The organism is Chitinophaga sp. S165 (assembly GCF_003182155.1).
GTDB lineage: Bacteria > Bacteroidota > Bacteroidia > Chitinophagales > Chitinophagaceae > Chitinophaga.
In genome coordinates, this window is the sequence record NZ_QGTG01000001.1 from 1,429,764 (window position 1) to 1,456,195 (window position 26,432).

Genomic DNA, 26,432 nt, shown 5'->3' on the forward strand with positions numbered 1-26,432 from the left:
TCTTATGAATTTATTTTTACGGGACTTCCTTCTATGATCGTACTGCTGCCTGCTATCGAAACTGTCTTTCCGTTTAATCCTGCAGTAGTTTCACCTACGAGCGACAAGTCATTCTTAGAAGAGATCTGTAGCTTTGTTCCAAACTCCATACTGCCGTGAGTAGTGGGAGCGCCATTGCCCGTCAGCTTGAAATCGTCTGCCGCACGGATCTCTATATTCTTTGCCTGTATGATGATCTTATCCTGCTCCTTGTCCATGATGATCATAACATTGCCTGTCTGCAGCGTTATCTTATTATCCGTATTTACTGTAACAGCATTTCTGCCGTCTATGGCTATAAAGTTCAGATCAGTTTTATCTTTCAGCAGAATGCCTCCGCTATCGTCCATACTAATTGTATGACCGCTTTTAGTGGTCAGACTTTTCTGATCGTTGTTAGTGCTTCCACCAATGCCATTTTTTCCGTGGAAGACACTGCCCATGACGATAGGCCGGGCAATGTTTCCGTCTTCAAACCCAATCACTACCTGGTCTCCTTTCTCCGGTATAAAAACAAATCCCCTGTTCTTTAAAACCTTTGTACTGCTGCCTGCATCAGGAGTTACCACGCGCAGCCACTCGGTAGGATCGTTGGTCTCGCAGAGCCATTTGAATTTCACCCTTACCCTTCCCTGCCCCAGCGGATCAGCATTATCAAATACTGTTGCCAGTAACATATCAGGACCAGGGCGCCTGTAATTGCGGAAAGGGATACGCTCTGTTGTTGACACAATGCCTTCGAATCTATTCACATAAGCACCATCACTATCTATGGAATGAAACACGGAAGTAATTAAAAACTTACCCAGGCTTTTGGTAACAAAACTATTTCCCTGTTTTACACTCATGGATACGTTGATGACCTTACCAATACCAACTTCCGGATTATCGCTCGTGCCGCTTATTTTTAAAAGCTGTCCCGCGTCTGCCTTGCCTTCATTGTCGGTCAGTACCTTCAGCTCCGCACTGTTTTCCACTCTTACCAGCGAGGGTTGATTAAACACCTTGCTATAGGTAGCACCAGATGCTTTCGACGCATGCGCAAGGTCTGGCCGGCCGGAGGCACTATTACTTCCTTTGCTCTGTATCATCTCGTCGAGCTGCGGGTTGTAAGCAAACCTGTTACTGTTTACCGGCGCTACTTCAATACCATACTGCAGACTTTGAATATCCCTGCCATACACTACAGTAACTTCTGTTTGTGTGTCGGGCTTACCAAAATTGAGACGTTCCCCATCATAGAAGAACCATTCGTAATATTCGGCACTCAGGCGGTTCAGGAACTCAAAATCACTTTCCTGGTATTGCATGATATAGTCGACGGGCTTCTTACGGTCGGGCTTAATAACCATGCGCAGATCGTTCGCGGGCGTATCATTCGTAGCCAGCGTTGCAATAGCGCTAAGGGTCTTATTATAATAAGAACCCAGGTCAGGCCCCCGCTCAATCAATATTGTAGGACTATATCCGCTGGCAGTGATGACGCCATGATAACCGTGACTTTGTTCCAGGTCGATCTTCGTTACCACACCGGCAAACTTCTGGAGCTTACCATCCGGACGGCCAAATGAAGCTGTAAGTGTTTTCCCTACAAAGTCCCTGCTATCGTCGAGTGATATCAAACCCGGCGTTCCCAGTACATCATGATTGAACTTCAGTTCGAAATAATGATGGGCGTTAAATTGCTGCTGCAACTCAAACGAGATGATATATGCTATCTTTTTTCCGCTTATATTGATATCGCGGAGTAACTGGATATCCATAATTGTTTCAGCTTATTGCGTTTTCTTCTTTCCACTGTCTGATTTGCTGTTTTGTGCGCTCGTCCAGCCTATGCCGGAAACAACATAGCCGCCATGTGATCTTACGGGCTGAAAGCAGATCATTAAAGACTGTCCCGGCTGCGCCTTTGTAGTGCCCCGTCCTGCCAAGACCAATGCTTAGCGCACCGTCTTCCGGCTTAAGTTCATTGAACCTCCACCTGTTTCCCTGCAAACGTTTCGTTTCTTCGTGGATCAGTTTCACAAATTTATCTCCGTCCATTCCCACCGAAAATTCCACCAGATGCGTATTAGGACCGTTATTAGTCAGATAGCCGTCTTTACTATATGTATAGTTGGATGCAATACCTCCATAGAACTGACAATCCAGCTGATTATGCAGCTTCAGATAATTATATTCATTTGTAGGCATCGCCCTGTACCAATGTCTCGTGTTTTCATATGAAGAAGCCCCTACGGAATGAGCATATTCAAAAAAGAAAACAACATCATTCGTAAACCTTTCTGTCGTAAAAGCACGGCTATCTACCAGCTTTCTCTCATCTCTTCCAATTGAGTCCCTTATAATTCTCATATATTCACTATACCTCCGTTTATCATCAAGTCTACCTTGTGGCGTATTTCCATATTGTGCCATAGTCGCTTTTTTAGTTGTATTTCGTTTATCTGTTTACCAGCTATACGCCAGAAAGTGTTCATTCAAATATTTACTAATCCAGTAATGTCCATGTCCTTTTAGCCTGTACCTGCTGTACGATCTGCTGTTCCGCGACTACAATGTTCTCTTTCCGTTGACCGATGTATTCCAGTGTAGCCAGCTTCTTCCACAATGCGGTGATCACTTTCAGGAATTCATCGATAAGCGACATTGCAGCATAAATGTCCTGGTGATCATATATCAGTTCGATCGTACGGGCCAGCAGCTCTTCGAAGTTGCCCGGTGTAACGTCCCGCCATTCATAGAAATACTTCAGCATTTCCTCCCGTTCCTTTGCCTCTATATGTTTGATGCCTGTGAAGAATACATGCGCCAGATTTGAAAAACAGCCTGCCAGATAAATGGGCGATTGCTGATACCCCAGGTTACGGTAACTGAAGAATACCTGTGCCAGATAATCCAGCATCTTTTCCGAGATCAGACGGATATTCTTTCCCAATATGGTAATGGCCTCTTTCCCCATCGTCTTATCGATGATAGTAAAAGCTGCCAGCTGCAGATCGTTCATCTGTACACTGAATTGCTCATAATATCGTATAAGTGAAGAATGACTGATAATGCTGCTGCTTGGCGGAATATAGCTGTTATTAACAACGATCTTACCATTAGTCAGTAACAACTGTCCTATTACCAGGCTGTAGCCCTCGGTAGTCTTAGGCGCCATACCAGCTGCAGGCAACAGGAAAATGCGGTAGCCTTTTGACACATCAGGATATCGCGGCGGATTATCTTCCGGATCCAGTTGTCCTGATGGCACTCTTTCAAAAGGATTGACAGCAAGAATGATATTGTAAACAATACTTCTTCCGTCGCTGTTCTCATTGAAATAATGGCTGAAAGAAAGCTGGCTGGCATAATCGGCCGATCCGTCAATATCGATCCGGCAGCCTTCTGCTGTTATGGCGTTGCAAAGCCGCACTTTTATTTCCACATGGTTAGTAGCCTTTTCAATCACTTCTATATCATGCGATGTACGCTGTCCTGCAAAAGGAGGTAGTAATCCGTAGTTGTAATTCGTCAGTAACAAAGACCTGGCATCTCTCACAAGGTCCTGGCTATACTGGTCGGTAGCAACGAAATGAGCGCTGGACAGTTTCATGCCGTCCGTCCAGTTCACTGGTGTATATTTAAGCGGTGCGATCATTGGTAATAGTATTTACGTTTAAATAAAAATGGATTCGTCCCCTGCCGGTACCGGCTTTGTTATATTTTCAGATACTCTTTTGGCGTAGATGGTCACTTTTTCGGATATGCCGTTCTTCAGAATAGTGAGATCAGGATCAATGAAAGTATTCTTTCTGAAAAAAGAGGTCTTAATGAAAAAGATCCACTTGAAGGGTATAGTGTCTGTCGCCATATATGATACCGGGCTTTTAGGGAACTTGATGTTATAATCTTCAATGAATTTGTAGAACCAGTTACCGAACAGCATATTTGCAGGCGCCTTTACCTTTACTTTAATGGGCTCCTGGTCATTGGTATTTTTATACACTTCCAGTTCAAGTACAAGCATCCTGTTAAAATCCAGGTGTTCCATATCCAGCTCCAGGGCTACTACCGGATGTTGCCAGATCTTATATATTTCCGACGGAATGCTTAACAACGCAACATACGCCCACCAGAAGAGTAATGGAACGAGGAAGCTGAAAGAACTGGTGGCGGCCCATCCGCCTATGCGAATAGAACTGAGTGCATTAAAGATGGTTTGATATAAGTAAAAGCCCAGCAGACCGGCAATGAGCATGGCAGCCGACACAAACACTTTTCTGTTCAATAATTCGTTAGCATAGTATTTCGTTAACAGGTAAACCAACGCACTGCCTACAGATAAGAAATAGATCTGACTAATGATATATCCCCAGGGCATATAGTCAAGACCGAGGAAGCCCATTAGCCCAGGTATAGCCAATACAAGCGCCAGGACCAGTACTATGATGATCAGCCTTTTGTTACTGACGAATTTATTCTTCTTATTAACTACTGCCATCACTGTTGCCGATATCACTGCGATGACCGGCAGCAGGAGGTATCTTAGAAAAAATTGTTGTACATCCATTGATATAAATTTTAAGCAATGCCCATCTGTTATAGGTAAACCGTAAATCCGAGAACAGCGTTAGCGCTGCCTGCGCCTAATGCCCCGATCCTGTTCTCTTCGCTGGTGATCAGTTCTACCCTGACATTCGTTTCTACCGGCACCAGGTAGGCTGTAACCGTTTCAATAAGTTGTGCCTGATGACTACCAGGTAGAAAAGCCAGTAACCTATCAGCATCAGCGGGACCGATCTTTATATTGATCTCCTCCCCTTCAGTTGTAAAGCTGTTCCCAATTACAGCATCTGACCCTAATGCACCATTCCCCATTTTACAACGCATGCTTTCATCGACACAGACCTGCACAACAGCAGCAGGATTAAGTGTAACGTTCACCGGAATGTTGAAAAGAACGGAAAGCAGTTTACCCATGAAGTCTGTGTCGTTCCGTTTTTGTTGTATTACCGGCAGCAGGTGCATCCAGATGATACGCTGATCATTGTCCAGCATATCAAACTCTTTCCACTCTGCGCCAAATATCATTGACAGGTCGTTGTAGGTAGTCTTCTTATCCAGCCTGTTTTCGTACCAGGCCAGCAGTGTCCGCATATGATTCAGTTCCGCCTCAAAAGGCATAAAGAACCTTCTGGCGTCCCTTTCTTCCGTGCGTCGGAGTTGCACGTCGGCTATCATCTCCAGTTCGGATAAGCCAGCGCTTCTGGCCGGAGCACCATGAAACAATCCTTCGGGTAACATGTCATACAAACCTTCCCTGTTCACTTCAATGATCAGGCGATCTTTCAGCAGGTTTTCTGAATAGTAAGCCGAATATCCGCTGATATCTTTTGCATAGGCGCTCCGTGCAGGTCCTGCCGGAATGATAGCGACACTTTCTTTACTGATATCTCCGTTCTCCAGCAACTCTGCCACTTTAGTAGTCGCCTTGAAATCTGCATGAAGATCATTCTGTAGATTTAGTTCCGTCCCTTTCATATAACACTGTTATTTCCTGATGTCAGCAATAACCTGTAATGCAGGTTCATGATACTACGCGAGCTGAGTTTAGAATGTGCCAGTTCCAATAAAGACTGCCACTCTTCCGGTTTCAATCCATTACCCGGCGCAGGTGTCAGCATCACGTCCACTGTTCTGACAAATCCTTCTTTAGGATGCATCGAATTCATCAGCCCCTTTTTGATCTTTACATCCGTGATATTGCTACCGAACTCCCAGTAACAGAAGTTGACAATATCCATATGTGTAACTACCCTGTCGCCGGTTGTAAGTCCGTATTTATATGCCCTTACCCTGTTCACCGCATTTAGCCTGGAGCGGCCGCCTTGCGTAGAGCTAAGCAGGAACAAGCTATCCGCGGCTATGCGGGTACTTTCAAAGGGTAGCAGGCGGCTACCGGTTCTGATATTATTTCCCAGTTCTGCATTCGTAGTCCAGAACTCGAGAAACATGATATCAGCATCCTCAAGAGGTTTGAATACTATGTAGCTGAGTAGTTCCCTTATGCTATTCAGCTGCCTCGTTGTTTTCTGTGCTATCATGGAAATGTTCTGCTCCAATTCCTTCAGTGCCGTATTCAGAAAATCAGATCCATATGCTGCGAATGCGGCCTTTTCATCACGCAATAGCTCAAACAGATAATCCAGTATCTCTCTTGCATTCCGTTTATCAAAACGTTCGGCACCGCCGTAACGCACGGAGAACAAACCAGCGCTTCTATCTTCCTCATAACCCTGTGGGATCTCTGTATAATGATTACCGGCATTGTCCTTTAACGTTTGCACACACAGGAACTGGTCCTGATCTGACAGTCGCAAGGGGATGATGTCGTTCATCATTTTCAGGCGGTGTTTGAGGTCATGCCTTCTTTTATTCACAATGGGAAAAGCATTTATTACAACAGACAGTTCATTCAGGATAGATTGGGTAATAGTGACCGGCACTACTATCTTGATCCACAGTAAAGGTCCCTTCAGGCCTTCCAGGTTACTGGCAGGAAAGACTGTTTCAAATACCGGAGGATACAATTGCAGATGAGCAGCCGGAAGCAGGTTATTCGTTTGCAGGGTAAAAAGCCTGTTCCTGTAAAAGGCATATACATCACGGGTTACCAGGTTAAGTATATTATGCTCATAAAAAGGCGATACTGACTGTTGCCCTGGTACGTCGTAGACGCTATCCTGCGATACATCCAGGTGTATGTCGTCGATGGACCATTCTGCGAAAGAAAGCAGATCATACGTCTGTTTGTCAACCTTATAACTCTTCCAATCGAAATAGACGTTTAGTCCATCAAGTGAAGTGATGTCAGAAGAAATACTAAGACCAAGATAAACGGCATTCCTCTCCAGTTGCTGACTGTTTTTAGATTGAGCTACCAGTAGCTTATGCTGCTGATCATCTATCTGGAACAGGTTCCCGCCTGTCGCCATATGTGTAACAGCCGCATCGAAGATCTTTACCGGTTGTAACGGACTAAAGAAGATATCTGCTGTCGCTTCTCTACTATCTCCTTCTTTTCCGGTCAACCGTTTACCATAAAAGAACTGTTCCTTTTCATCAATTATTTCTGTTGCTTCTATAGGGCGGGCATGCAGCACCGCATGAGCAGGAACGGCGGAGATCAGCGTATCGGGAGCTAGTATACCGGATAGTTTATCTACCATACGGTTCTGCAGATTGTCCACTTCATTGGAGATATTGAACAATTCTGTACTCAGCGCCTCTATCAGCAATTTTACCAATGGGTCAAAGTCGGCGGTATTCTTTATGCCCCAGTAGTCCTGTGCATTTTTCAATACCCTGTTCCTGATCTCGTCTTTCGAAGAATAAAATATATCGTTCATGTTCTTTACTGCGGGTTACGTTCCTAACTACAAAGCGGGCTTAGAAAAAGCGACGTATTAAAAGCATAATGTTCTCCTGTAGCCTGTATAATACCAGTCACACTGATCTCTACTTTCTTTTTGATCTCCGATACATTTCTACCGAAGAACAGCTGCTCTACCTCACTCATGTTCACATCTACTTCCACCTGGTACAAACGCGGCTCATATGTGGTCACTGAACGGAGCAGCGATTGCCTGAACTTTTCTTCCCATATGCGTTCACTCACTATCAGTTCAAAATCGAGATCCCATATTTCACAACCGAAACTGCTGTTATGCCGGTGCTCTCCATACCGGGTGAAAATGATCAGTTCAATGTGCTGGGAAATAGACCTTCCGGAGCCTGTTACTTCCAGTTCTTTATCTGCCAGGATGTTCTTCAGCCTGAAAGGTTTGTTATATAACTGACCGGACATGTTCAACGATTAAAAGTTTGCAAAGAGTGCCTGCGTACCGTCTTGTGCCGCAGGCACTTTTGTTTCCATGACAAAAGGAGTGTGCTTTCTATTTAGGCCAATCGTTCTCGTGATCGGCGTTACCCATTTTTATCTGACGGGCCGAGATCTGAAAATTAACGGTCATCGGACTGTCGCTATAAGCGTTCATGCCTTCTGAAAAACTCACGATATAAGCATCTGAGAAAGTGATCTCTTTCATTTTTGCATCCTCATCCTGCTTTTTGATGGTCAGGCTTCCGTTAACCGCCTTGAACTGGTTGTTCACCATACTTTCAATGATGGAAGTGTCCTGATTGGATTCCACTTCAATATCGATCTTACCACCGTACACACCGGAAGTTGGTCTGCCTTTCATGTCCACATCGCGATACATGGAATAAGAGCATTGTAATACGTCATACTGTTTTCCTGAGAATGTTAAGGTTGCTTTGAATGCCATAACTCTATATTTTTAAATGATTGAATAAATAATTGATTAACTATTGCTGTGCGTACTCAGAGCTCCAGGTGGTTGCTTCGTCTTCGCCTTTGTAGCCGTCCAGTTTTACCACGAAGCTTTTAGCAGGGAAGTAAGGAGTAATATGAATGTCGAGGTGGATCATATCTTTCTGCACTTCATCCCTTTCAAAACGCATGATCTTGAAATGTTCGATCAGGCGGTCTGGTCCCTGTATCTTGTCGAGGAACTTCACTATCTGACCGCGCAGGTCCTTTTCTGTCTTCGTGTTCCAGTTTTCGAATGCGCGGCGGTTGAGGAAATCGAATAATACTTTGGTCACATAGTCAAACACACGCACTACTGAATAAGTCTGTAAGCCTATATTATCGCCGTTGAATAATGTCTTTGCGGAGAAGGCCATTACCTTACCATATTCGTTCACCATCGGTACAAGCCCCAGGCGTTCCAGGTGTGAGATCTCGCTCTTCTTCAGTTCGAACTTAACGCCATCTACATCGTTCATGGAACCGTGTTTCTTACCGGCGGTCACCTGCGACATAAGAGTGCTATACATCTTTCCTGCCAGCGCTGCGGAACCCGGTACGGTAAGATCGTCCTGCTCTCCCACTTCCTGTACCTTTCCACGGCCTATAAGCCAGTTGCAGGTCATGATCACGTTAGAGCGATAAGCATCACCACCGGTCAGGTTAGCTTCCGTGAACAGATCGATCACATCGTCCGGATGGTCCAGATCAGCAAAGTCTGTGATCAGCATTGCCTTATTCCTGTGGGCGATAGCAGACCATTTCTCTACTACCTTATTTGATCCCATATATCCCGGGATGACCAGCAGGGAATAGTTCTCTCGGAGGTCAAGCCTGTCGTACTTCTGTTTCAGTTCATCGGCTACATATTCAATGAACCTGGGATTGTCGAGGTCCTGGATCTGTTCAGGCGCAGCATTCAGCAGCACGACGTTCTTCAGTTTATCAGCTTCCGTATTCTGATAGAACAGGTTCACGGAACGGTAAGACTGTTCCAGCTGCCGGGTCGCTTTTAATGCGAGGCCAATGTTCTTATTCAGATTATCTTCAGCTGCAATGAGTTTAGCCGAACTCTTATCGATCATCGCAGCAACGGAGTCGGTGTCTTCCAGAATGTCCAGCCACAGCTGGATCTTCTTCTTCAGTTCTTCTCTTTCCTTCCGTTTCTCATCGCCGGTCAGGAAGATCTGTTTCCTGGCTTTTCTTTCGGGATTGAGGTTCTGTAGTCCGTCGATAGCTGTTTCCAGCAGATCAATACCACCTACACGGGCCAGCTTTCCGATACTATCCGCAAGGGAAAGCTGTTCATTCATTTCTTTTTCAGCAGGTTTAAACCCGGTAGTACCGGCCGCCTGTTCTTTTTCCTGAGTTGCCATAATGTTTAGTTTAATGATGAAGCACGCAGGTGCCGGTTATCTCTTTTCTTCCAGTTCCGCAACGAACCCTTTCAACGCATTGATAAATGCGTTCCTGGTCTCCGCATTGTCGAGTGTGGTCTTTAATGTCTTATTTGATTTTAACTGTTTGATCACACTCATTGACATGTCTCTCTCTATGCTGACATTATGCAGATACTGACTTTGAGCCGTCATGTTCTTTACAGAGAAGTCGCCCAGGTTATTGAACTGCAACGTTTCATTAATATTGGAGCCATCGTACCTTTCAAATTCCACCTCCACGTTTGGCTTGTAGTGATTAAATACTTCCTGTACTGTTTTCAGACCTTCTACTTTTTCAGGTCTCAGTGGTTCATTGTCTGTCAGCTTCTGAACGAAGAGTGTCTTATTGTGGGCAATGTCAGCGAAAGCTTCTGAGGTATCTATCTTTCTTTCGTTACCGCCTATTTCGTAGTTGAACATAGTATGCTGGTTTAGTGGTTATAAAAACTTGATTTAATCGATGACCCAGTGCAGGCGTTCCTCGTCTGCATGTTTACAGACCCATATCAGCTGTCCCTTTTTTACTTCACCGGAGATGATGTACCGGGAGATAGGTCTTCTTAATTCATTACGGATCACACCAGAAAGCTGGCGGGCGCCATACTTGGGATTGAAACCACCCAGGGCCAGCATACGTGCTGCATCTTCATGCACCTGCAAACGGATGCCCTGTTTGCTGAGTGCATCTACCAGACTTCTCAGCTGGATCTCAAATATGCGCACGACGTTCTGCTCAGTGATGGGTGCAAAAGGAATGATCTCCGACAGGCGGGCTAAGAACTCAGGCCTGAAGTGAGGGGACATAATTTCCAGCAGTTCCTGTGATGTCGGTGCTTCACCTTTGTTCACGCGTTGAGCAATATGCTCACTGCCGATGTTGGACGTGAAGAGGATCAGGCAATTGGAGAAGTCGCCTTCTTTACCTAACCTGTCGTGCATGTGCCCTTCATCGAGAATCTGGAGGAACGTATCGAATACCGAAGGGTGTGCTTTTTCGATCTCGTCAAACAGCAGAACGGAGTATGGCTGCTGCCTGATCTTGTTGACGAGCAAACCGCCTTCTTCGTAACCGACGTATCCCGGAGGAGCGCCATACAACAGAGCAGCAGAATGCTCTTCTTTAAATTCTGACATATCAAAGCGGATCATGGCCTTTTCGTCGTTGAAGAGGAATTCGGCGATGGATTTGGCCAGTTCTGTCTTCCCGGTACCCGTAGGACCGAGTAAAAAGAATGATCCCATTGGCTGTCCTTTTTTGTTTAACCCGCTCCTCGATTCCAGGATGGCATCTGCTACCACTTTTAAGGCGTGATCCTGGCCTATCACCCTCCTTTTAAGGTATTCCTCCATATGGAGCAATTTCTCCTTCTCACCGGCCTGTATTTTGCCTAAAGGGATACCTGTCTTGTAGGAGACCACCGCCGCTATCTCGTGCGTGCTCACTTCTCCTTTCTTTTCCAGTGCCAGCAGGTGTAAGTTGCCCAGCGTCCTTGCCAGATACTCCTGGAACTCTTCCGTTGTTTCAAGAGCAGTACCCTGTGTTTCATCCTGTAACTGTCCGAGCAGTACAGGACTTACTTTATCATGCAGTTGGCTGTACAGCCATTTATAATCGTCAGTGATCGTTCCGGGTTCCGCCTGTAAGGCATTGAACGCAGCACTCAGTTCGTCGAGCACCCTGGCAGAGGTATCGTTCATCAACCTGATGGCTGCAAGTGTACGGTCCAGCAGGTCGAAAGCGGAGTCGGGCAACCGACGGTCTTTCATGTATCTTTTAGCCAGCCTTACGCAATCGGTGATCACGCCCGGCTGAATGTTCAGCTGATGATGAGACTCATAGTGAGCGCTCAGGCGTTCCAGCATTTTAATAGCGGCGGCTTCTCCCGGTTCACCGATCGGTAATACTTCGAACCTTCTGCTGAAAGCCTGTTCCGGTTCTATCAGCTTACGGTATTCGTCTAGTGTCGTTGCTCCTATCACGGTGATCTCTCCTCTTGCCAATTCAGGCTTCAGCAGGTTGCCCACACCACCTCCTACAGGTCCCTTGCTATCAATAAGCGTATGGATCTCATCGATAAACAGGATGGCCTTACCGTATTGTTTTATTTCCCGGAGGATGTTCTTCAGCCGGTCTTCTATCTCACCTTTGTACGAGGCTCCTGCAATCAGTGCGCCCAGGTCCAGTTCGAATAACTGCGTTCCTTTCAGCAGTTCGGGTACGTTACCGGACAGGATATCCTGCGCAAAACCATCTACAAGAGCGGTCTTACCTACTCCGGCCTCGCCGGTGATGATCACATTGGGCTTGGTCCTTCTGCAAAGGATCTCCATCATCATCCTGCTTTCCCTGTCACGGCCAATGATAGGATCTGTTTTTCCGTCGCGGGCCAGTGCAATCCTGTCCGTGCAATATTTGAAGAGCGCTGCGCCAGTACCGGGCGTTTGTGCATCCGCCGATGCTACCACTTTCTGAACATCCCGGTCACTGACATACAGCGTTAATATTTCCTCTTCCTTCAGCGGAAATGATCTTAGCTGCTCTGCACTGAAAGCCGTTCCCGGCCTGGAAAGTACTGCCAGTACACATACCGGCATAATCAGATCAAGTCCCAGTTTTATTCTGATGTTATCAGCTTCTTCAAACACACGGACCACTGCGCGGTCACCTTTGATCTCTTCGCTGATAGCTCCCTGCTTTTCCAGTTCTTCTATCCTTACTTCCGCCCATTCTGCAATGTATTCTGCATCTTTATTGATAGCTGCAAGGAAACCAGCTACGCCTGTTTCTTTATGCATCAATCCTTTTAAAAGATGTGCAGGTCCAAACTCCGCATTGTGGTATTCTCTTGCCAGCGACTGAGCGATCCTGACAGCCAGTTTTACCGGTTCACTGATATTTGAAACGTTCATATCCATCCCATTTTATTTTTCATTGTCAGCACTGAAGTTGTCTTTCGTGATATAGTAATAAATTTTACCGTTAGATATGAACTGTTGTCCTACCTGGGTAGCCGCCTTGATATTGTCGCCGGAACTGATCAGGAACCTGATATAATTTTCGAATGCAGTTTCAGGCATACGGCTGTTCTTCTTCAGATCTCCTACTGTATAGCGGCCGAACGCTCCCTGTTGCAGCGGAAAGCCTGTTACAGTTTTGAAGTAATCGGTCAGCGTCATCGACCTGATACTACTTTTAGACATGCGGAGGTCTAACAGTTGTCGCGGAATATTCACGTAGTTGGTCACCAGTTTCCTTCTGAATGAAGATTGATCAGGCGCCAGGTTCTGTCCCGCCATGAACGCGATGATATCGTTCATCTGTTTGTACTCTGCGCTGTTCAGCACAAGGGTATATTGCAACAGGCTGTCGCGTCCTGCCATCACATCGGCAGGTACCGTTGACGTCATGAAGTATTTAAAACCGTTATGCGGCATTCTGTCTGCTACTTCTTCACTTACAGGAGCAGGCAGCTGCGCCTTCACTGTTGCGGACAGATTAGCGTTTGCAATACCACGCAAGCGGAAAGCACTGTCCAGGGAAGTGATCTGATTGTTTATATCAAGATCTGTTTCTCTCAGGAAACGACGTGCCGCCCCGGTGATATACTTGTTGGAGTTCACCGCTCCTTTGGTCGGGAACACCACGCCTCCCTGTATCAGGCTGTTTTCCGGGTAATCGAGGAAGAAGGAAACAGAATCGAGCTGACTGGTATTGTAAGCCTGCCTGTTGTCTAAGCCTTCGCCATTAATGAGTTGTCCTTTTTTGATCTCCGAAGAATAAACAGCGGATTCAGATACCAGCTTCTTTGCATTCAGCACGAAGTTGTTATACCACTCGTTATAATCGCTGTACATCTGGATAGTGAGCAGTCTGGCATTGGCGCGTCCGAATTGTTCGCTCAGTCCCCGGAAATGTTCTGTAGAATCTCCTACACTACCGATCAGTACCACCAGGTTCGTTTCATTATGATGTGTACTGAACATGTTCAGCGCGGTACGAACGCCATCATATAAAGGAGCCGCTGCTACATTATCATTACACTGTACTGTTTTTGTCGCCTCATCGCCGAGGAAACTCATCAACTTCCGGTAATCAGGATAAATACCGTCCGTACTATCAATACCTTTTGCAACACAATTCTGGTTATCGCGGTACACCACGGCGCCATAGCTCAGTGTGTGTTTCTTATCGTATTCCCTGAATACATTTTCGAGCGACTGTATCGTATTGGTCAATCCCGGGAAATACTTCTTCATAGCGCTACCGGCATCGATCACAAAAACTATGTTCACATTATGTATATGTTTTCTGATATCCAGGTAATCGGTGTACTTCAATGTAGAACCGTTGATCGTAATGAGCGTATTCCGGGATTTATCATAGACATCTACTGCGTTGCCCACCACATAACCGGAAGCAGTACTACCCTTTAATATGGGAGCGCTCCGGAGTATAACATCGTTCTCTGTCAGCAAAGGATCGGCATGTGATTGATCTAATATCGCGGATACTGAATCTGCCAGGGCGCCATCGCCGGGTACAGCCGGAGAGATATACAGGCGGCTTCCCCAGTTATGCATGGCATCAGCAGCTATCCATCCGCATATCGCTTTCCCTGCACTATCGGCTACCAGCTGGTCTTCATTACCAATGAGGAATTTCCTTCCGTCTTCAGATCTTTTATAGATGTAGCTGATCTGATGCAGTCTTACTTTACCTACGATCCTTTTCAATTCGGGAGAACTGTATACATATGCGGAATCGGTGTTATCGTAATAGAACTGTGATACCGTCATGGGCAGTTTACCATTGATAATGGAGATCGCCTTTTCAGGATACCCGGTTTGCTGATCGGTATAAGAACGGTTCCACATCAGCAGTTTCCAGCGGGAGATCCAGCCCAGGCTTTCTGCGCCCTTCTTGTTATTGAGCTTCCTGCCTGTTAGTAATCCCTTGTTATAGCGAATCAATTTCACGTATCCATTCTTTTCGGCACTCACATAAAACGGCTCCATGAAGTTGAGCTTCTTCATAAAGAGGCTACCGCCCGGAGTGGTGGTCGTGTAGTTGTCGTCACGATCGGAGAACACCACCCAGGGAGCGGCCGTTTTGGGCCGCAGGTCATTCACATTCGTTTTTTCTGATGGTCTTACAAATGTTTCCGGCATGGACTTAACTTTTTGCTGAAAGGGTAAAGTCAATTGCGCACATACCCAGCCCGCCTGTATCAGCAGGATAAAACTTGATAATAATTTCTTCATTCGGAGTCTATTTGTTCACTATCCTGGCGGAGTGTTGTTTAATGTTCAATAATGTAGCACAGGAGGCATTCGGACTAATTGTAAGCTGTGCCTGATCAACTGATATTTCACCACCGAAAGTAAGTCCCATGCAATACGTGTAAAAGTCGTTCGTCTTTTTCACACTGTCCTGTTCAACTGCCACAGTTACCTTTTCATTGTTGCAGAGATACTTGCTGGTGAGGTAATAATAATTTGAGTTAAAGTCATCGCCATCAGCGATAGCCTGCAGGCGTGCACGTATATCATCTATGATCTTACGCTCGCCTTCTCCGGGCACGACCAGTACTGTGTCCAGACTTGGATCAGTGATATACATAATGTGTGTAACCGGATGGCTTTTGTCGCTGGTAAGCCGTACAAGATATTTACCCGGAGAGCGGAAGGTGTATAAAGCCGTCCTGCCGTTAACATCCACACGGCCTGTTTCACCGAAAGACCACTGGAACTGTGCACCTTTGCCTTCAGCTTCGAGCCGCACTTCTTCATTTACGACGCCGGACGTTGGTCCGTTAATAGTTAATGCCGTATCGGTATCCTGTACGGTTACGGTGTCTTTGACAGTTACAGGAAACTGTACACGCAGCTCACCGTCTATGGTCAGTCTTATAATATAAGAACCAGCTTTTGCATAGTGATAGGTACCGCTTTGCAGGCTGGATCCGGCTCCATCACCGAATTCCCAGGCCCAGCGCTTTGCACCTGTGGTATTGTCGATAAAAACAAGATCTTCATTCAGGTACAGTTCATTTTTCAGTATCCCGGCATCGCTGGTACGTTTATCAGCGAATACGTCTTTGAAGAAAAAAATTAAAACAGAGAGGGCCAGGATTGCAATAAAGATGTAGATGAATATTGAACGCTGTGAACTATTGCGCACTGATCTCTCATTCTCGATGATCGGGTCGAACATGACAATATTAATTGTATGGTTATGGTTTAGTATGTAGTGGTTACTGCTGTGTCTTTAGCGGCTATTCTGACTCCCAATGCTTTCCTTAAGTTGGCGGGTAGACAATTTACAGTCTTCGAGCGACTTCTTTAAATTCTCCATATCGCTGATATTTCCCCTGAGCTCACGTCTGTTAAAAAACAGCGTGTTGTATAACAGAGATATCTGCAGAAAAGATTTATACCGCGGGTCGAACGCCTTTCTGTCATAGTTGGACTTAATAGAACCTATCGAATAACGAATGTCATTTTCAAGAAACACTGCTTTAACTGCAGGATCAAAATTGCTGATTTGTTTATAGGCAGTATCAATAGTTGCACGTTGTACCTCCACTACATTTTCAAACGCCGCATCTTGTGATAGTTTGTCTGTCAGGTCAGCCTTTGAAACCTCTTTACGGCTACCGGAAGGATCATAAAAAAGACCAAAACCCAGCAGGCAAACTGTAAGTAAGAATAATGCCAACAGGAATAAGAACTGTTCTCTTCTTTCTTTTACGCTAAGCTTTATCATCATAATTGCACTTTCTGTTTCTCATTATCTGATGAGGCAAAATTGAGTATAAAATAAGTTTTGGCATATCCCCACATGTGGGAGTATGCGTCCCCTATAACAGTGTAAATCATATATTTAATTAATATGTTAAGGATTTGAAAAGATGAGTACTTATGAAGATTTTATGCGACGGTAGAGATGATCTTCTATCTGTTTTATGCCAGCTAACGACACCGGAAACAGTGTTGAATAATTTAATAATAGTTTATAAGGTTATTCAAACATTAAGGCCCTTACAGGTGTTATGAGATATATTAAGTGCCGTGGACCGGGTCATATACCAGCTACTACTTTTGTGTGATGATGGAGTCATCAGTTGTCGGGACAGTATTATTAGCCACGGGTAGACGCAGCTAACTTTAGAAAAATAACGCTCTATGCTATCACTGTTCTACAGGTTTGCAGTAGTTATGTTTATTTCCTGTTTAACATATACCTGTACTCCGGCCACCCGGGAGGATGATCGTGCGCCATTGGGGGATAGTTTGCCCCTGATGTCGGCCGAGTCGTCAACCGTCTTTGCAGCCGACGTGAAAGATGGCTCACGCTATCAACGGTTGCTTCTTCATCTCGTGCATAACAACCCTTCGGAAAAATGGCCTGTATATGGAGCAGTCCCACTGGAGGGGGCACTGCTTCCATATAACAGGATCGTCGCCTATTATGGCACCCTCTATACGCCTGAAACAGGTATACTGGGCATCCCTGAAAAGGAAATGATGGCAAAGCTGCGGGAAGAAGCCGGCAGATGGCAACAGGCAGACACGACGATCCCCGTAAGGCCTGCCATTCATTTTGTTGCTGTTACTGCACAGCAAGAGCCCGGGCCTTCCGGAAAATACCGCCTCCGCATGCCGACCGAAGAACTTGACAAAGCTGTTACACTTGCCTACCTGCACAAAACACTGTTATTCCTGGATGTACAGGTAGGATTAAGCACCCTCCAGGACGAACTGCCACCGTTAGAGAAATACCTGCGCTTACCGGAAGCGCATCTTGGAATAGATCCTGAATATCCAACGAAACATCTGCAGATCCCCAGTTCCCGCATCGGCACTTTTGACGCTGCAGATATCAACTATGCGATCAATTTCCTGGCGGGGATCGTGAAAAAGTATAACCTCCCCCCTAAAGTATTAGTGGTTCACCGCTTTACACAGACGATGCTGACCAATTACCAAAACATTAAAAAGGTACCAGAGGTGCAGGTAGTGATCAATATGGACGATTCCGGCTCTCCCGCCAAAAAGATGGATATGTATGAGGGATTCATTGCCGGGGAGCCTGTTCAGTATACCGGCTTCAAACTATTTTATCAGGCAGACCCGAAAGCGGGTAAACGGATGATGAAACCGGAGGAAGTGCTGGCACTGTATCCAAGCCCCGTATATATTCAATATCAATAATTCAAATCGTTAGCTTTGCACAGCTGACCTCTCTTCGTATAAACAAGTCTCAGCCTCTTCACTTATCATTGTTCTGATATTATATCAGCATCCGATAGCTCCGGTATATAGTTCCCATTTTACCTGCATTATACAAGGTTCATACAAGGATTAACTTACGTTCATCCTACGTCTTTGAACGTAAGATGAACGTAAGTTAATCCTTGTATGAACCTTGTATAATGGGAACTAAATCCCGGAAAAAAGCCTGATCGGTCACATTAGCGACGAATACGCCTAAAACACTGTTATTCTGCTTGTTATACCACTTTTTAACGAGTAAAAATCAGTATTTCCCGCATCTCTTTTCTGCTTAAATTTGTGATGTGATCAGAAAGTTAAATGGTAAGCAATCTTACTCCCTTTGAATTTCATTCACTTCTCTTTGAATAATCCGCGTTGACAACGCGTCCTAATAAAATAAACCTGAAGTCACCGACAGCCGCATGCCTGAACAAGAAAATGTAGATGAACTGTCAGTTATCCTGCTGCCGCCGGTGCTTTAGCAACCAGCTGATCCCCTGATAATAGGCGATCGCTTCTTTGGCCAGTCTGCCTTCCACCTGAACAGTAGCGGCATTACCATTTCTGAAATCAGGCAGGTATTCATGGATGTTCTTTACCGGCGATTGTACCACCAGTTTGCCATCGCGCAGATAACCCAGTCCCTGGTAAGTACTGATAAAGGCACGTTGCTTATCAGCTGGCGTATTCAACACGTCCTGTCCGAAGAATTTGGAATGGTAGTGCAGGCGTAATAAGCCAAGTACTGTAGGCGCCACATCGATCTGTGCTGTCAACGTGTTTACTTCCCGCGGTTGCAAGACCTTTGGTGCATAGATCAGCATGGGAATGTGATATCCCGTAACAGGCAGTTCAACACTACCGGCGCTGCCCGCACAATGGTCTGCAACGATCACGAAGATGGTACTATCAAACCAGGGCTTGGTACTGGCATCCGTCAGGAATTTATTGATTGCGTAGTCAGTGTACTTGACAGCCCCTTCTCTTATCTGCAGTGACGCAGGAATATCTATCCTTCCGTCAGGATAAGTATACGGCCGGTGGTTGCTGACCGTCATAATATGGGCGAAGAACGGTTTCCCGGCTTTGTTGTCGTTGTCGAGGACACGCATAGACAAAGAAAAAAGATCTTCATCGGCCACGCCCCAGATATTCTGATAATGTACCTGCGCTGCTGGTATGGCCGAACGGTCAATCACTTCATAACCGTTGTTGCTAAAGAATTCCTTCATGTTATCGAAGTAGCTGTAGCCACCATAGATGTACTGCGTTCTATAGCCATGCCCGCGTAATACACTGCCTAAGGAAAACATATGTGCATTATCGGGTCGCTTGACAATACTCTGACCGGGCGTTGGCGGGATGGAAAGGGACAGTGCCTCCAGGCCACGTACCGTACGGGTACCGGACGAATAGAGATTGGTAAATAACAGGCTATGACGTGCCAGGGAATCGAGGTAAGGGGTGATATTTTCGTTGCCGCCAAAGGCCTTCATAAAACCGGCACTCAGGCTCTCCACACTGATGAGCACAACGTTCAGCTTTCTCTCCGGCTCCGCATAGGTAACATCTCTTTCTATGTTATAAGGATCGGTGCTTACAAAACGGCTGTTAGGTGTTTCCAGTTGTTTTCTTAACAGTGTGAACGCTGTTGAATCGGGGATAGTCTGATAGAATTTATAGAAGTCAAGCTCATTCTGAGTAAAGGCGGCGGCAAACTCATACAGCCCGTTTCCTGCCAGCGAATTGGCATATTCATTCCTGCTGAAATGCCGCCATTTTTCCTGTACGGAATAATATACCAATAATGGCATCAGCAAAAGTATGATCGCTATTGCAGATCGTTTCAGGAACGGAAATGATGATCTGACACCGGACCGGACCACCCTTCGTAACAGGACCACAATGACGATAGCCAGTATCGCTACTATGGTTATTATCGGCACCAGTGGATATGATTCGGTGATATTTCCGAGCACTTCTGTAGTATATACCAGGTAATCCACCGCAATAAAATTATATCGCGTAGAAAACTCCTGCCAGAAGAACCATTCGCTTACTGCGTTAAACAACAACAGGAAAACGATCAATACACTGCTTATATACAGGATCCCGGTCCGCCATCGTAAGCGGAAGGAATAAGGCATAAAAAACAGGAAGATATAAATAGCAAAACGGATCGTGACATAGTATATAAGCGCGTTGAAGAGCCCGCGGTTATAGTCTTTAGGCACAAGGTCCGTGAACAGCAGCAATACGAGGATCCCTGCAAAGAACAGGCAGACGAAAGGCAGTACGCTCTTCCGGTATATGAAATCATTCTGCAGCCACAAGTGCAGCACAAATGGTATGATAACAAAAGACGCTACCGACAGGTCATATAATAATCCAATGAACAATGAACCGGCGAACTGTGTTATGGAAACTCCCGATGAGTGCGTGCCTGCGAGCAACATTATACGGGTTAAGGCAGACAATGCTAAAAGTAATGCAACGATCAATATTATAAGTGAGAACCTTCCGTTCCTTTCGTCCCTGGCCATACGCGCTGTTTTAATCTGCCGCAAACTTAATCGCCAATTCTGTCGTAACTTGAAAGGAATTCTGTCGCAAATTGGAAGAGGTCTTCTCTTCAGAATCTATTCAGAATGCATCAATACCTTCACAGATGAAAATTTTAATAATAGAAGATGAAACGGCGCTGGCGAAGAGTATAGGTACCTACCTGTCGGATGAGAACTATCTCTGCGAATATGCCACTACCTTTTCGCAGGCTGTGGATAAGATCGACGTTCACGACTATGATTGCATCTTACTGGACCTCATGCTGCCTGGTGGCGATGGATTGAAGATCCTGGAAGAGATTAAGGAACAGAACAAACAGGATGGCGTTATTATCATCTCTGCAAAAAACTCACTGGAAGATAAAATTAAAGGATTGCAGATCGGTGCGGACGACTATCTGACCAAACCTTTCCACCTACCGGAGCTCGCGGCACGCATCTATTCTATCATCCGCCGCAAGCATTTCGGCAATGTCAATGTCATTGAACAAAATGAACTCAGGATCAACCTGCTTGCCAAGACAGTTACCGTCAATGAGAAGAACGTTACATTAACCAGGAAAGAATTTGACCTGTTGCTTTACTTCATCAGCAATAAAAATAAAGTAATTTCCAAAAGCGCTTTGGCGGAACATCTTTCCGGCGATGTAGCCGACATGTTCGACAACTATGACTTTATTTATGTACATATCAAAAATCTGAAGAAGAAGTTAACTGAAGCAGGTTGTGACAACTACCTGAAAACATTGTACGGCACAGGTTATAAATGGGAAATATGAGCAAACTGCTGAACCTCTCTTTAAAAAGATTCATGATCTATGCCGGTCTGGTACTGGTATTCAGTATACCCGTCTATTACATCATCATCAATTTGTTATGGCGTCATGAGTTGAATGAACATCATATTGAACTGACCGCAGCGGCAGGTCGTGAGGACCGTTACCTGATCATCGGGATAGTGACTACACTCACCATGATGTTCTTCCTGCTGCTCATCATAGGCTTTGTGCTCATCAACCGCAGGATCTCCAAACGTTTGTGGCAGCCTTTCTATAACAGTCTGGCAAAGATCAAAAGTTTCAACCTGGACAAACAGCAAACTGTTGTTTTTGATGATACGGATATTGATGAATTTTCAGAACTGAATCAAAGTCTGAATAAACTCATTGCGGGTAATATTGCTGTATATGCCCAGCAGAAAGAATTTGCGGACAATGCCTCCCACGAATTACAGACGCCGTTGGCCATTATACAGTCTAAACTTGATTTATTGCTGCAAAGCAAACTGTTGACAGATGAACAATATGAACTGATCGAAGATGCTAATAAGGCCTTGTCAAGGGTGGCCCGAATTAACAAAAACCTGCTGCTGCTCACTAAAATAGAGAACAGTCAGTTTATGGACAGGGAAGTGATAGACCTTTCCGGGTTGCTGGAAAGTACCCTCAATATCTTCTCCAATTTTTCGGATAGTAAAAACCTTACATTAGAAACGGGGATCCCTTACGGTATCACAATAGAAGGCAATAAGATCCTTATCGAGATCCTGCTCAATAACCTTATCACGAACGCTATCAGGTACACTCCCAACAACGGCACAATAACCATCACACTTTCAGAAAAACATTTGTCCGTTGCTAATTCAGGTACAATAGCTTTGCAACACGATCAGTTGTTCAAGCGCTTTGGTACTACAACGTCTTCCATTACACGGGGTACAGGACTTGGCTTATCGCTGGTGAAACAGATCTGTAGCAGGTATGGATGGAAGGTCAGCTACGACTTTTATAATATGCATCATATCTTCTCTTTACATTTCTGACTTTAGATTTCCTTTCGATTCACGTAGTAACTATGCGGAAACAAAACCTACATGAAAGGAAAACTGTTCATTCATTTTTTTCTATTGTTCATAATAGCTGTAGCAAAAGGGCAATCTCCTAAAGTAAACGTAACAGGAGTTGTAAAAGATGCTACAGATAAAAATCCACTGTCGTTCGTCAGCGTTACGCTTAAAACGCCGGACAGTAATTTTGTAGCAGGTACAATTACAGGTGACGACGGCCGTTTTTCCTTACCGGACATCAGGAGTGGCAATTACCTGCTTATCTTCTCCTACGTAGGTTATAAACCTGATATACAGCCCTTCAATGTGGGACAATTAAGTGCTTTCCTCGATCTTGGAAATATTCTGCTAACGCAGAACGCCAGATCGCTTAACGCCGTTACGGTAAGCGGCAAGCAGGAAGATATCAGGATGGACAAAAAGACCTTTAATGTAGCTGATAATATCAGTCAGGCGGGAGGATCGGTACTGGAGGCAATGAAAAACCTGCCAGGTGTAACAACAACAGATGGGAAGATCCAACTGAGGGGTAGTGACAAGGTGATGGTGCTGATAGATGGAAGACAAACAGCACTGACAGGTTTCGGAAGTCAGACAAGCCTGGATAATATTCCTGCTTCCGCAATTGAAAGGATAGAGATCATTAATAACCCTTCTTCAAAATATGATGCCAATGGCAATGCCGGCATTATCAATATCATCTATAAAAAAGAAAAACACGATGGCTTTAATGGTAAGATCGGCTTCAGCGGCGGACTAGGCGCCTTATGGATAAAGCGGGAGAACTATCCTGCCATCCGGCCTCAATATCATGCCACGCCGAAGATCAATCCATCCTTGTCGCTGAATTACCGGAAGAACAGGGTTAACCTCTTTTTGCAGGCAGATGATCTGTATACAAAAACACTGAATAAGAATGAATTTGTGGACAGGTTTTATGACAACGGCGACACCGTGAAACAGCAAACCAAGAGGAACAGGACCACCAATTTTTCGACTGTGAAAGCAGGTATGGACTGGTCTGTAAGCAACAGCGACATCATTACTGTATCAGGCCTGTTTGGCACAGAAAAGATCCTGGACCGGGGAGATGAACCGTTCTTCAATGGCAGTCTTTCGGAAAGACAGCGGTTATGGCAGTTCCTGGAAGATGAGTTGAAAACAACTGCTACCTTTTCTGCCAGCTGGCAACATCGCTTCAGTCAACCGGGAAGGACACTGAATGTTGGTTTGAACGCTACCTTCCACCGGGAAAATGAAAAATACTTTTTCACGAACATTATGCCGGAATACACTGGTCTGGACTCCTTTAAAGTACTTTCAGATGAGCATGTGACCGACCTGACCGTCGACTATGTACATCCTTTAAAACATGGACGTTTTGAAGGTGGGATGAAATTCCGGTACCGGTATATACCTGTGAACATGGATTTCAAACCGGGTATTCATTCCGTGCTGGATGCCAGCGCAGGTGGTTGGGCAAAGTATAAAGAAATCATCCCGGCTCTTTATGGCAACTATGTGTATGAAAGCAACAAGGTTGAAATAGAGGCCGGTCTGCGGATAGAATACGTAAACCTCGTATATGATGTCAACCCCACTCACCCTACTTACAAAAGCGACGGTTACAATTATACACAACCATTTCCTAACCTGCGACTGGCCTACAAGCTGTCGGCCAACAACAAATTATCTGTTTACTACAATCGCCGGGTAGACAGGCCTAATGAAGGTGATATCCGCATATTCCCGAAGTATGATGATGCGGAGATCATTAAGGTAGGAAATCCGGCGCTTCGTCCGCAATACACCAATACTTTCGAATTGGGCGACAAGACCAGCTGGAATAACGGGTCCCTGTTCTCTTCCCTTTATCACAAACGCATGGATGCAACGATTACAAGGATTGCCAGTAGCATTCCGGGCAGTACGCTGATCTATAATGTATTTCAGAATGCCGGAAAGAGTTACAATACCGGTATTGAACTGATCATCTCACAGAAGGTGTCAGAAATGGCGACATTCAACCTTAACCTGAATGGCTATCAGAATATTGTTGATTCTTTCAGTGTGGTAAATAAATATCCCGTTGAGAATGTGTTCAGCGCCGCCAGGGAAGATCTCTTTTCGGGCAATATTAAACTGAATGGGCAGTTCCATTTCCCTCGGCAGATTGAAGCACAGCTGACCGCTATTTACCAGGCGCCAGACCTGGTACCGCAGGGAAAGACCTTTTCCCGTTTTTCAGTGGATGCCGGCATTAAAAAAGCCATTCAACATGGCAAAGGAGAAGTGTTCGTGAATGCCGCAGATATAGCTAATACATTGCGGATAAAGAAGGAGGTCAACGGAAACGGGTTCAGGTACACCAGTACTGATTATAATGAGACACAGGTGATCCGGTTGGGATATAGTTATAAGTTTTAGCTGATAGTTTTCATTTGTAATGTCTGGGAGATCATGCTGCCTGCTTTCTTCAGCGCCTTATCGATCCTGGCACTCCAGGGAGCACCGTAATTGATCCGGACATAATTGTTGTATATCTGCGAAGCAGCGAAAATATGTCCCGGACAGATGCCGATGCCCTGTTCCAGTACTTTCCGTTGCAGCTGCAGCGTGTCGACGTCTGCAGGAAGTCCGATCCATAAGCTAAGGCCGCCCGCAGGCATATGGATCCTCACAGGCTGGGGGAAGTAGCGATTGACAGCGGAAAGGTATCTGGAAACATTTTCCTGCAGGTCGAGACGCAGCTTGTTCAAATGTGCAGGATACCGCCCACTTTCCAGAAAGCGTCCCAGGGCTTCCTGTAAGATGCCGGTGGTAGAAATATTAGAAGCCCATTTCAGCTTTTGAGCAGCGGCCTGGTATTTTCCTGCTGATAGCCAGCCTATCCTGAAGCCGGGCGCCAAAGTCTTTGAGAATGAGGAACAGTACAGGACATTATCGTACCCGTCATAAGCTTTGGCCGGTAATGACCTGTTCTTTTCAAAGTGCAGTTCACCCAGTGCATCGTCTTCTATCAGCGGGATATTCCGCTCACCGAGCATCCTCACCAGCTGTTTTTTGTTCTCTTCCGGCATAGAACATCCAAGCGGATGGTGACAGGAAGGCATAAAGATACAAGCGGTGATCTTATAGGTAGCTAATACGACAGACAGGTCGTCCAGACGTAATCCTGTAGTATTATCCACTCTTATTTCAACTGCCTTCAGACCTCTTATTTCCAGGCTTTCAAGAATACCGTGATAGGTGGGGCTTTCAACGGCAATGATATCGCCTGGTTTGGCTAGTATATCGAGGCATAAGTTAACAGCTTCCATACAGCCATTCGTAATGAGGATCTTATCTACCGGAAGTCCGTTAGGCCATTCCAGGGTATGACGGGCTATCTGTTTCAACAGGCAGGGATGTCCTGTTACCATCGGGTATTGGTAGTTATCCACTCCCATACCTGCCAGAGCGGTATTGAGCGCTTTATTCAAACGGCTGACAGGCAATAGTTCGTTGGCGGGAGCCAGCATTGAGAAATTGATCACTCCTTTTACTCTTGCATTCTTCATCATAGTGGTAGCCATCGTATTTAGCTCCACCACTGCCGGCAAAGGAATGATCGCATTATCCTGACTCATGGTAGTGCCTGTGGAAACGGTATCGATGAAATATCCGGATCGTGGACGGGAAACGATCAATCCTTTAGCTTCGAGTAAAGCATAGGCTTGCAACACTGTCTTATGGCTTACTTTTAGTTCTTCACTCACCTTACGTACGGAGGGCAGTTTATCACCCGGCTTTAAAGCAAGTCCGTTAATGACCTCCTCTACCCTTTTCATCACCTCTTCATAGCGGAATATTTTACTCATGGTTATCAATATCTGGCCTAAAGGTAAGTT

At 45.4% G+C, this 26,432-nt stretch carries 20 protein-coding genes; 4 read left to right on the forward strand and 16 right to left on the reverse strand.

The annotated features are described in order from the left end of the window. Positions 1-2 precede the first annotated feature (2 nt). The 14 genes from C7475_RS05200 to C7475_RS05265 all read right to left on the reverse strand — a co-directional run bounded on the left by C7475_RS05200 (position 3) and on the right by C7475_RS05265 (position 16,624). Positions 3-1,802 (reverse strand): type VI secretion system Vgr family protein, encoded by a 1,800-nt coding sequence (locus C7475_RS05200; protein ID WP_110051832.1) that lies wholly within the window; start codon positions 1,800-1,802, stop codon positions 3-5. Positions 1,803-1,809: 7 nt separating this feature from the next. Continuing rightward, positions 1,810-2,457, reverse strand: a complete 648-nt coding sequence (locus C7475_RS05205) for a hypothetical protein (protein ID WP_146217475.1) — start codon at positions 2,455-2,457, stop codon at positions 1,810-1,812. 73 nt (positions 2,458-2,530) lie between these two features. Further along, entirely contained in the window at positions 2,531-3,682 is a 1,152-nt protein-coding gene (locus C7475_RS05210) for a hypothetical protein (RefSeq protein WP_110051837.1), read from the reverse strand. Between the two features lie 18 nt (positions 3,683-3,700). Continuing rightward, positions 3,701-4,594: a TssN family type VI secretion system protein gene (locus C7475_RS05215; protein ID WP_110051840.1), complete on the reverse strand. Its 894-nt coding sequence runs from the start codon at positions 4,592-4,594 to the stop codon at positions 3,701-3,703. Between the two features lie 29 nt (positions 4,595-4,623). Continuing rightward, positions 4,624-5,565, reverse strand: a complete 942-nt coding sequence (locus C7475_RS05220; protein WP_110051843.1) for a type VI secretion system baseplate subunit TssG — start codon at positions 5,563-5,565, stop codon at positions 4,624-4,626. Further along, positions 5,562-7,433, reverse strand: a complete 1,872-nt coding sequence (locus tag C7475_RS05225) for a type VI secretion system baseplate subunit TssF (RefSeq protein ID WP_110051846.1) — start codon at positions 7,431-7,433, stop codon at positions 5,562-5,564. Before C7475_RS05225 ends, C7475_RS05220 begins: the two co-directional genes overlap by 4 nt. 23 nt (positions 7,434-7,456) lie before the next feature. After that, positions 7,457-7,891 (reverse strand): GPW/gp25 family protein, encoded by a 435-nt coding sequence (locus tag C7475_RS05230; RefSeq protein ID WP_110051848.1) that lies wholly within the window; start codon positions 7,889-7,891, stop codon positions 7,457-7,459. Between the two features lie 88 nt (positions 7,892-7,979). Continuing rightward, positions 7,980-8,372, reverse strand: coding sequence for a type VI secretion system tube protein TssD (gene tssD, locus C7475_RS05235; RefSeq protein WP_110051851.1), 393 nt, complete (start codon positions 8,370-8,372; stop codon positions 7,980-7,982). 40 nt (positions 8,373-8,412) lie between these two features. Further along, a complete protein-coding gene (locus C7475_RS05240) occupies positions 8,413-9,792 on the reverse strand; it encodes a DUF5458 family protein (protein ID WP_110051853.1) in 1,380 nt (459 codons plus the stop codon). A 36-nt stretch (positions 9,793-9,828) separates the two neighbouring features. After that, a complete protein-coding gene (locus C7475_RS05245; protein ID WP_110051855.1) occupies positions 9,829-10,275 on the reverse strand; it encodes a hypothetical protein in 447 nt (148 codons plus the stop codon). A gap of 33 nt (positions 10,276-10,308) precedes the next feature. Next, positions 10,309-12,765 carry an ATP-dependent Clp protease ATP-binding subunit gene (locus C7475_RS05250; protein WP_110052819.1) on the reverse strand — a complete coding sequence of 819 codons (2,457 nt, stop codon included), beginning with the start codon at positions 12,763-12,765 and terminating at the stop codon, positions 10,309-10,311. 12 nt (positions 12,766-12,777) lie between these two features. Further along, positions 12,778-15,117, reverse strand: coding sequence for a type VI secretion system protein TssR domain-containing protein (gene tssR, locus C7475_RS05255; protein WP_110051857.1), 2,340 nt, complete (start codon positions 15,115-15,117; stop codon positions 12,778-12,780). Between the two features lie 7 nt (positions 15,118-15,124). Continuing rightward, a complete protein-coding gene (locus tag C7475_RS05260; protein WP_110051861.1) occupies positions 15,125-16,069 on the reverse strand; it encodes a PKD domain-containing protein in 945 nt (314 codons plus the stop codon). Positions 16,070-16,123: 54 nt separating this feature from the next. Further along, entirely contained in the window at positions 16,124-16,624 is a 501-nt protein-coding gene (locus tag C7475_RS05265; protein ID WP_233259766.1) for a type VI secretion system transmembrane protein TssO, read from the reverse strand. Between the two features lie 416 nt (positions 16,625-17,040). Here C7475_RS05265 and C7475_RS05270 point away from each other — a divergent pair, with 416 nt between their 5' ends. Further along, positions 17,041-18,069, forward strand: a complete 1,029-nt coding sequence (locus tag C7475_RS05270; RefSeq protein ID WP_110051863.1) for a hypothetical protein — start codon at positions 17,041-17,043, stop codon at positions 18,067-18,069. Positions 18,070-18,584: 515 nt separating this feature from the next. Here the strand turns inward: C7475_RS05270 and C7475_RS05275 are convergent. Next, positions 18,585-20,675, reverse strand: coding sequence for an LTA synthase family protein (locus C7475_RS05275; protein ID WP_110051866.1), 2,091 nt, complete (start codon positions 20,673-20,675; stop codon positions 18,585-18,587). A gap of 125 nt (positions 20,676-20,800) precedes the next feature. Between C7475_RS05275 and C7475_RS05280 the strand changes: the two genes are divergently transcribed. From C7475_RS05280 to C7475_RS05290, 3 genes are read left to right on the forward strand one after another with little or no spacing between them, the layout of a single operon-like run. Beyond that, positions 20,801-21,475, forward strand: coding sequence for a response regulator transcription factor (locus tag C7475_RS05280; RefSeq protein ID WP_110051868.1), 675 nt, complete (start codon positions 20,801-20,803; stop codon positions 21,473-21,475). Then, complete coding sequence (locus tag C7475_RS05285; protein WP_110052821.1) at positions 21,472-22,518, forward strand: cell wall metabolism sensor histidine kinase WalK; 1,047 nt, start codon at positions 21,472-21,474, stop codon at positions 22,516-22,518. The genes C7475_RS05280 and C7475_RS05285 overlap by 4 nt, the downstream gene beginning before the upstream one ends. A gap of 51 nt (positions 22,519-22,569) precedes the next feature. Next, the gene (locus tag C7475_RS05290; RefSeq protein ID WP_110051871.1) at positions 22,570-24,969 is read left to right on the forward strand and encodes an outer membrane beta-barrel family protein; all 2,400 of its coding nucleotides are present in this window, start codon (positions 22,570-22,572) and stop codon (positions 24,967-24,969) included. On the opposite strand, the gene C7475_RS05295 is transcribed toward C7475_RS05290, so the two are convergent. Beyond that, positions 24,966-26,402, reverse strand: a complete 1,437-nt coding sequence (locus tag C7475_RS05295; protein ID WP_158286426.1) for a PLP-dependent aminotransferase family protein — start codon at positions 26,400-26,402, stop codon at positions 24,966-24,968. The two genes, C7475_RS05290 and C7475_RS05295, sit on opposite strands and share 4 nt — an antisense overlap. Between the last annotated feature and the right edge of the window lie 30 nt (positions 26,403-26,432).

What these genes read in the sequence shown, in the direction of transcription:
- C7475_RS05225 (WP_110051846.1), bottom strand. Translation starts at nt 7,433, where the DNA reads ATGAACGATATATTTTATTCTTCGAAAGACGAGATCAGGAACAGGGTA.
- C7475_RS05200 (WP_110051832.1), bottom strand. Translation starts at nt 1,802, where the DNA reads ATGGATATCCAGTTACTCCGCGATATCAATATAAGCGGAAAAAAGATA.
- C7475_RS05210 (WP_110051837.1), bottom strand. Translation starts at nt 3,682, where the DNA reads ATGATCGCACCGCTTAAATATACACCAGTGAACTGGACGGACGGCATG.
- C7475_RS05275 (WP_110051866.1), bottom strand. Translation starts at nt 20,675, where the DNA reads ATGGCCAGGGACGAAAGGAACGGAAGGTTCTCACTTATAATATTGATC.
- C7475_RS05295 (WP_158286426.1), bottom strand. Translation starts at nt 26,402, where the DNA reads ATGAGTAAAATATTCCGCTATGAAGAGGTGATGAAAAGGGTAGAGGAG.
- C7475_RS05215 (WP_110051840.1), bottom strand. Translation starts at nt 4,594, where the DNA reads ATGGATGTACAACAATTTTTTCTAAGATACCTCCTGCTGCCGGTCATC.
- C7475_RS05285 (WP_110052821.1), top strand. Translation starts at nt 21,472, where the DNA reads ATGAGCAAACTGCTGAACCTCTCTTTAAAAAGATTCATGATCTATGCC.
- tssD (WP_110051851.1), bottom strand. Translation starts at nt 8,372, where the DNA reads ATGGCATTCAAAGCAACCTTAACATTCTCAGGAAAACAGTATGACGTA.
- C7475_RS05260 (WP_110051861.1), bottom strand. Translation starts at nt 16,069, where the DNA reads ATGTTCGACCCGATCATCGAGAATGAGAGATCAGTGCGCAATAGTTCA.
- C7475_RS05290 (WP_110051871.1), top strand. Translation starts at nt 22,570, where the DNA reads ATGAAAGGAAAACTGTTCATTCATTTTTTTCTATTGTTCATAATAGCT.
- tssR (WP_110051857.1), bottom strand. Translation starts at nt 15,117, where the DNA reads ATGAAGAAATTATTATCAAGTTTTATCCTGCTGATACAGGCGGGCTGG.
- C7475_RS05220 (WP_110051843.1), bottom strand. Translation starts at nt 5,565, where the DNA reads ATGAAAGGGACGGAACTAAATCTACAGAATGATCTTCATGCAGATTTC.
- C7475_RS05205 (WP_146217475.1), bottom strand. Translation starts at nt 2,457, where the DNA reads ATGGCACAATATGGAAATACGCCACAAGGTAGACTTGATGATAAACGG.
- C7475_RS05270 (WP_110051863.1), top strand. Translation starts at nt 17,041, where the DNA reads ATGCTATCACTGTTCTACAGGTTTGCAGTAGTTATGTTTATTTCCTGT.
- C7475_RS05250 (WP_110052819.1), bottom strand. Translation starts at nt 12,765, where the DNA reads ATGAACGTTTCAAATATCAGTGAACCGGTAAAACTGGCTGTCAGGATC.
- C7475_RS05280 (WP_110051868.1), top strand. Translation starts at nt 20,801, where the DNA reads ATGAAAATTTTAATAATAGAAGATGAAACGGCGCTGGCGAAGAGTATA.
- C7475_RS05245 (WP_110051855.1), bottom strand. Translation starts at nt 10,275, where the DNA reads ATGTTCAACTACGAAATAGGCGGTAACGAAAGAAAGATAGATACCTCA.
- C7475_RS05265 (WP_233259766.1), bottom strand. Translation starts at nt 16,624, where the DNA reads ATGATGATAAAGCTTAGCGTAAAAGAAAGAAGAGAACAGTTCTTATTC.
- C7475_RS05230 (WP_110051848.1), bottom strand. Translation starts at nt 7,891, where the DNA reads ATGTCCGGTCAGTTATATAACAAACCTTTCAGGCTGAAGAACATCCTG.
- C7475_RS05240 (WP_110051853.1), bottom strand. Translation starts at nt 9,792, where the DNA reads ATGGCAACTCAGGAAAAAGAACAGGCGGCCGGTACTACCGGGTTTAAA.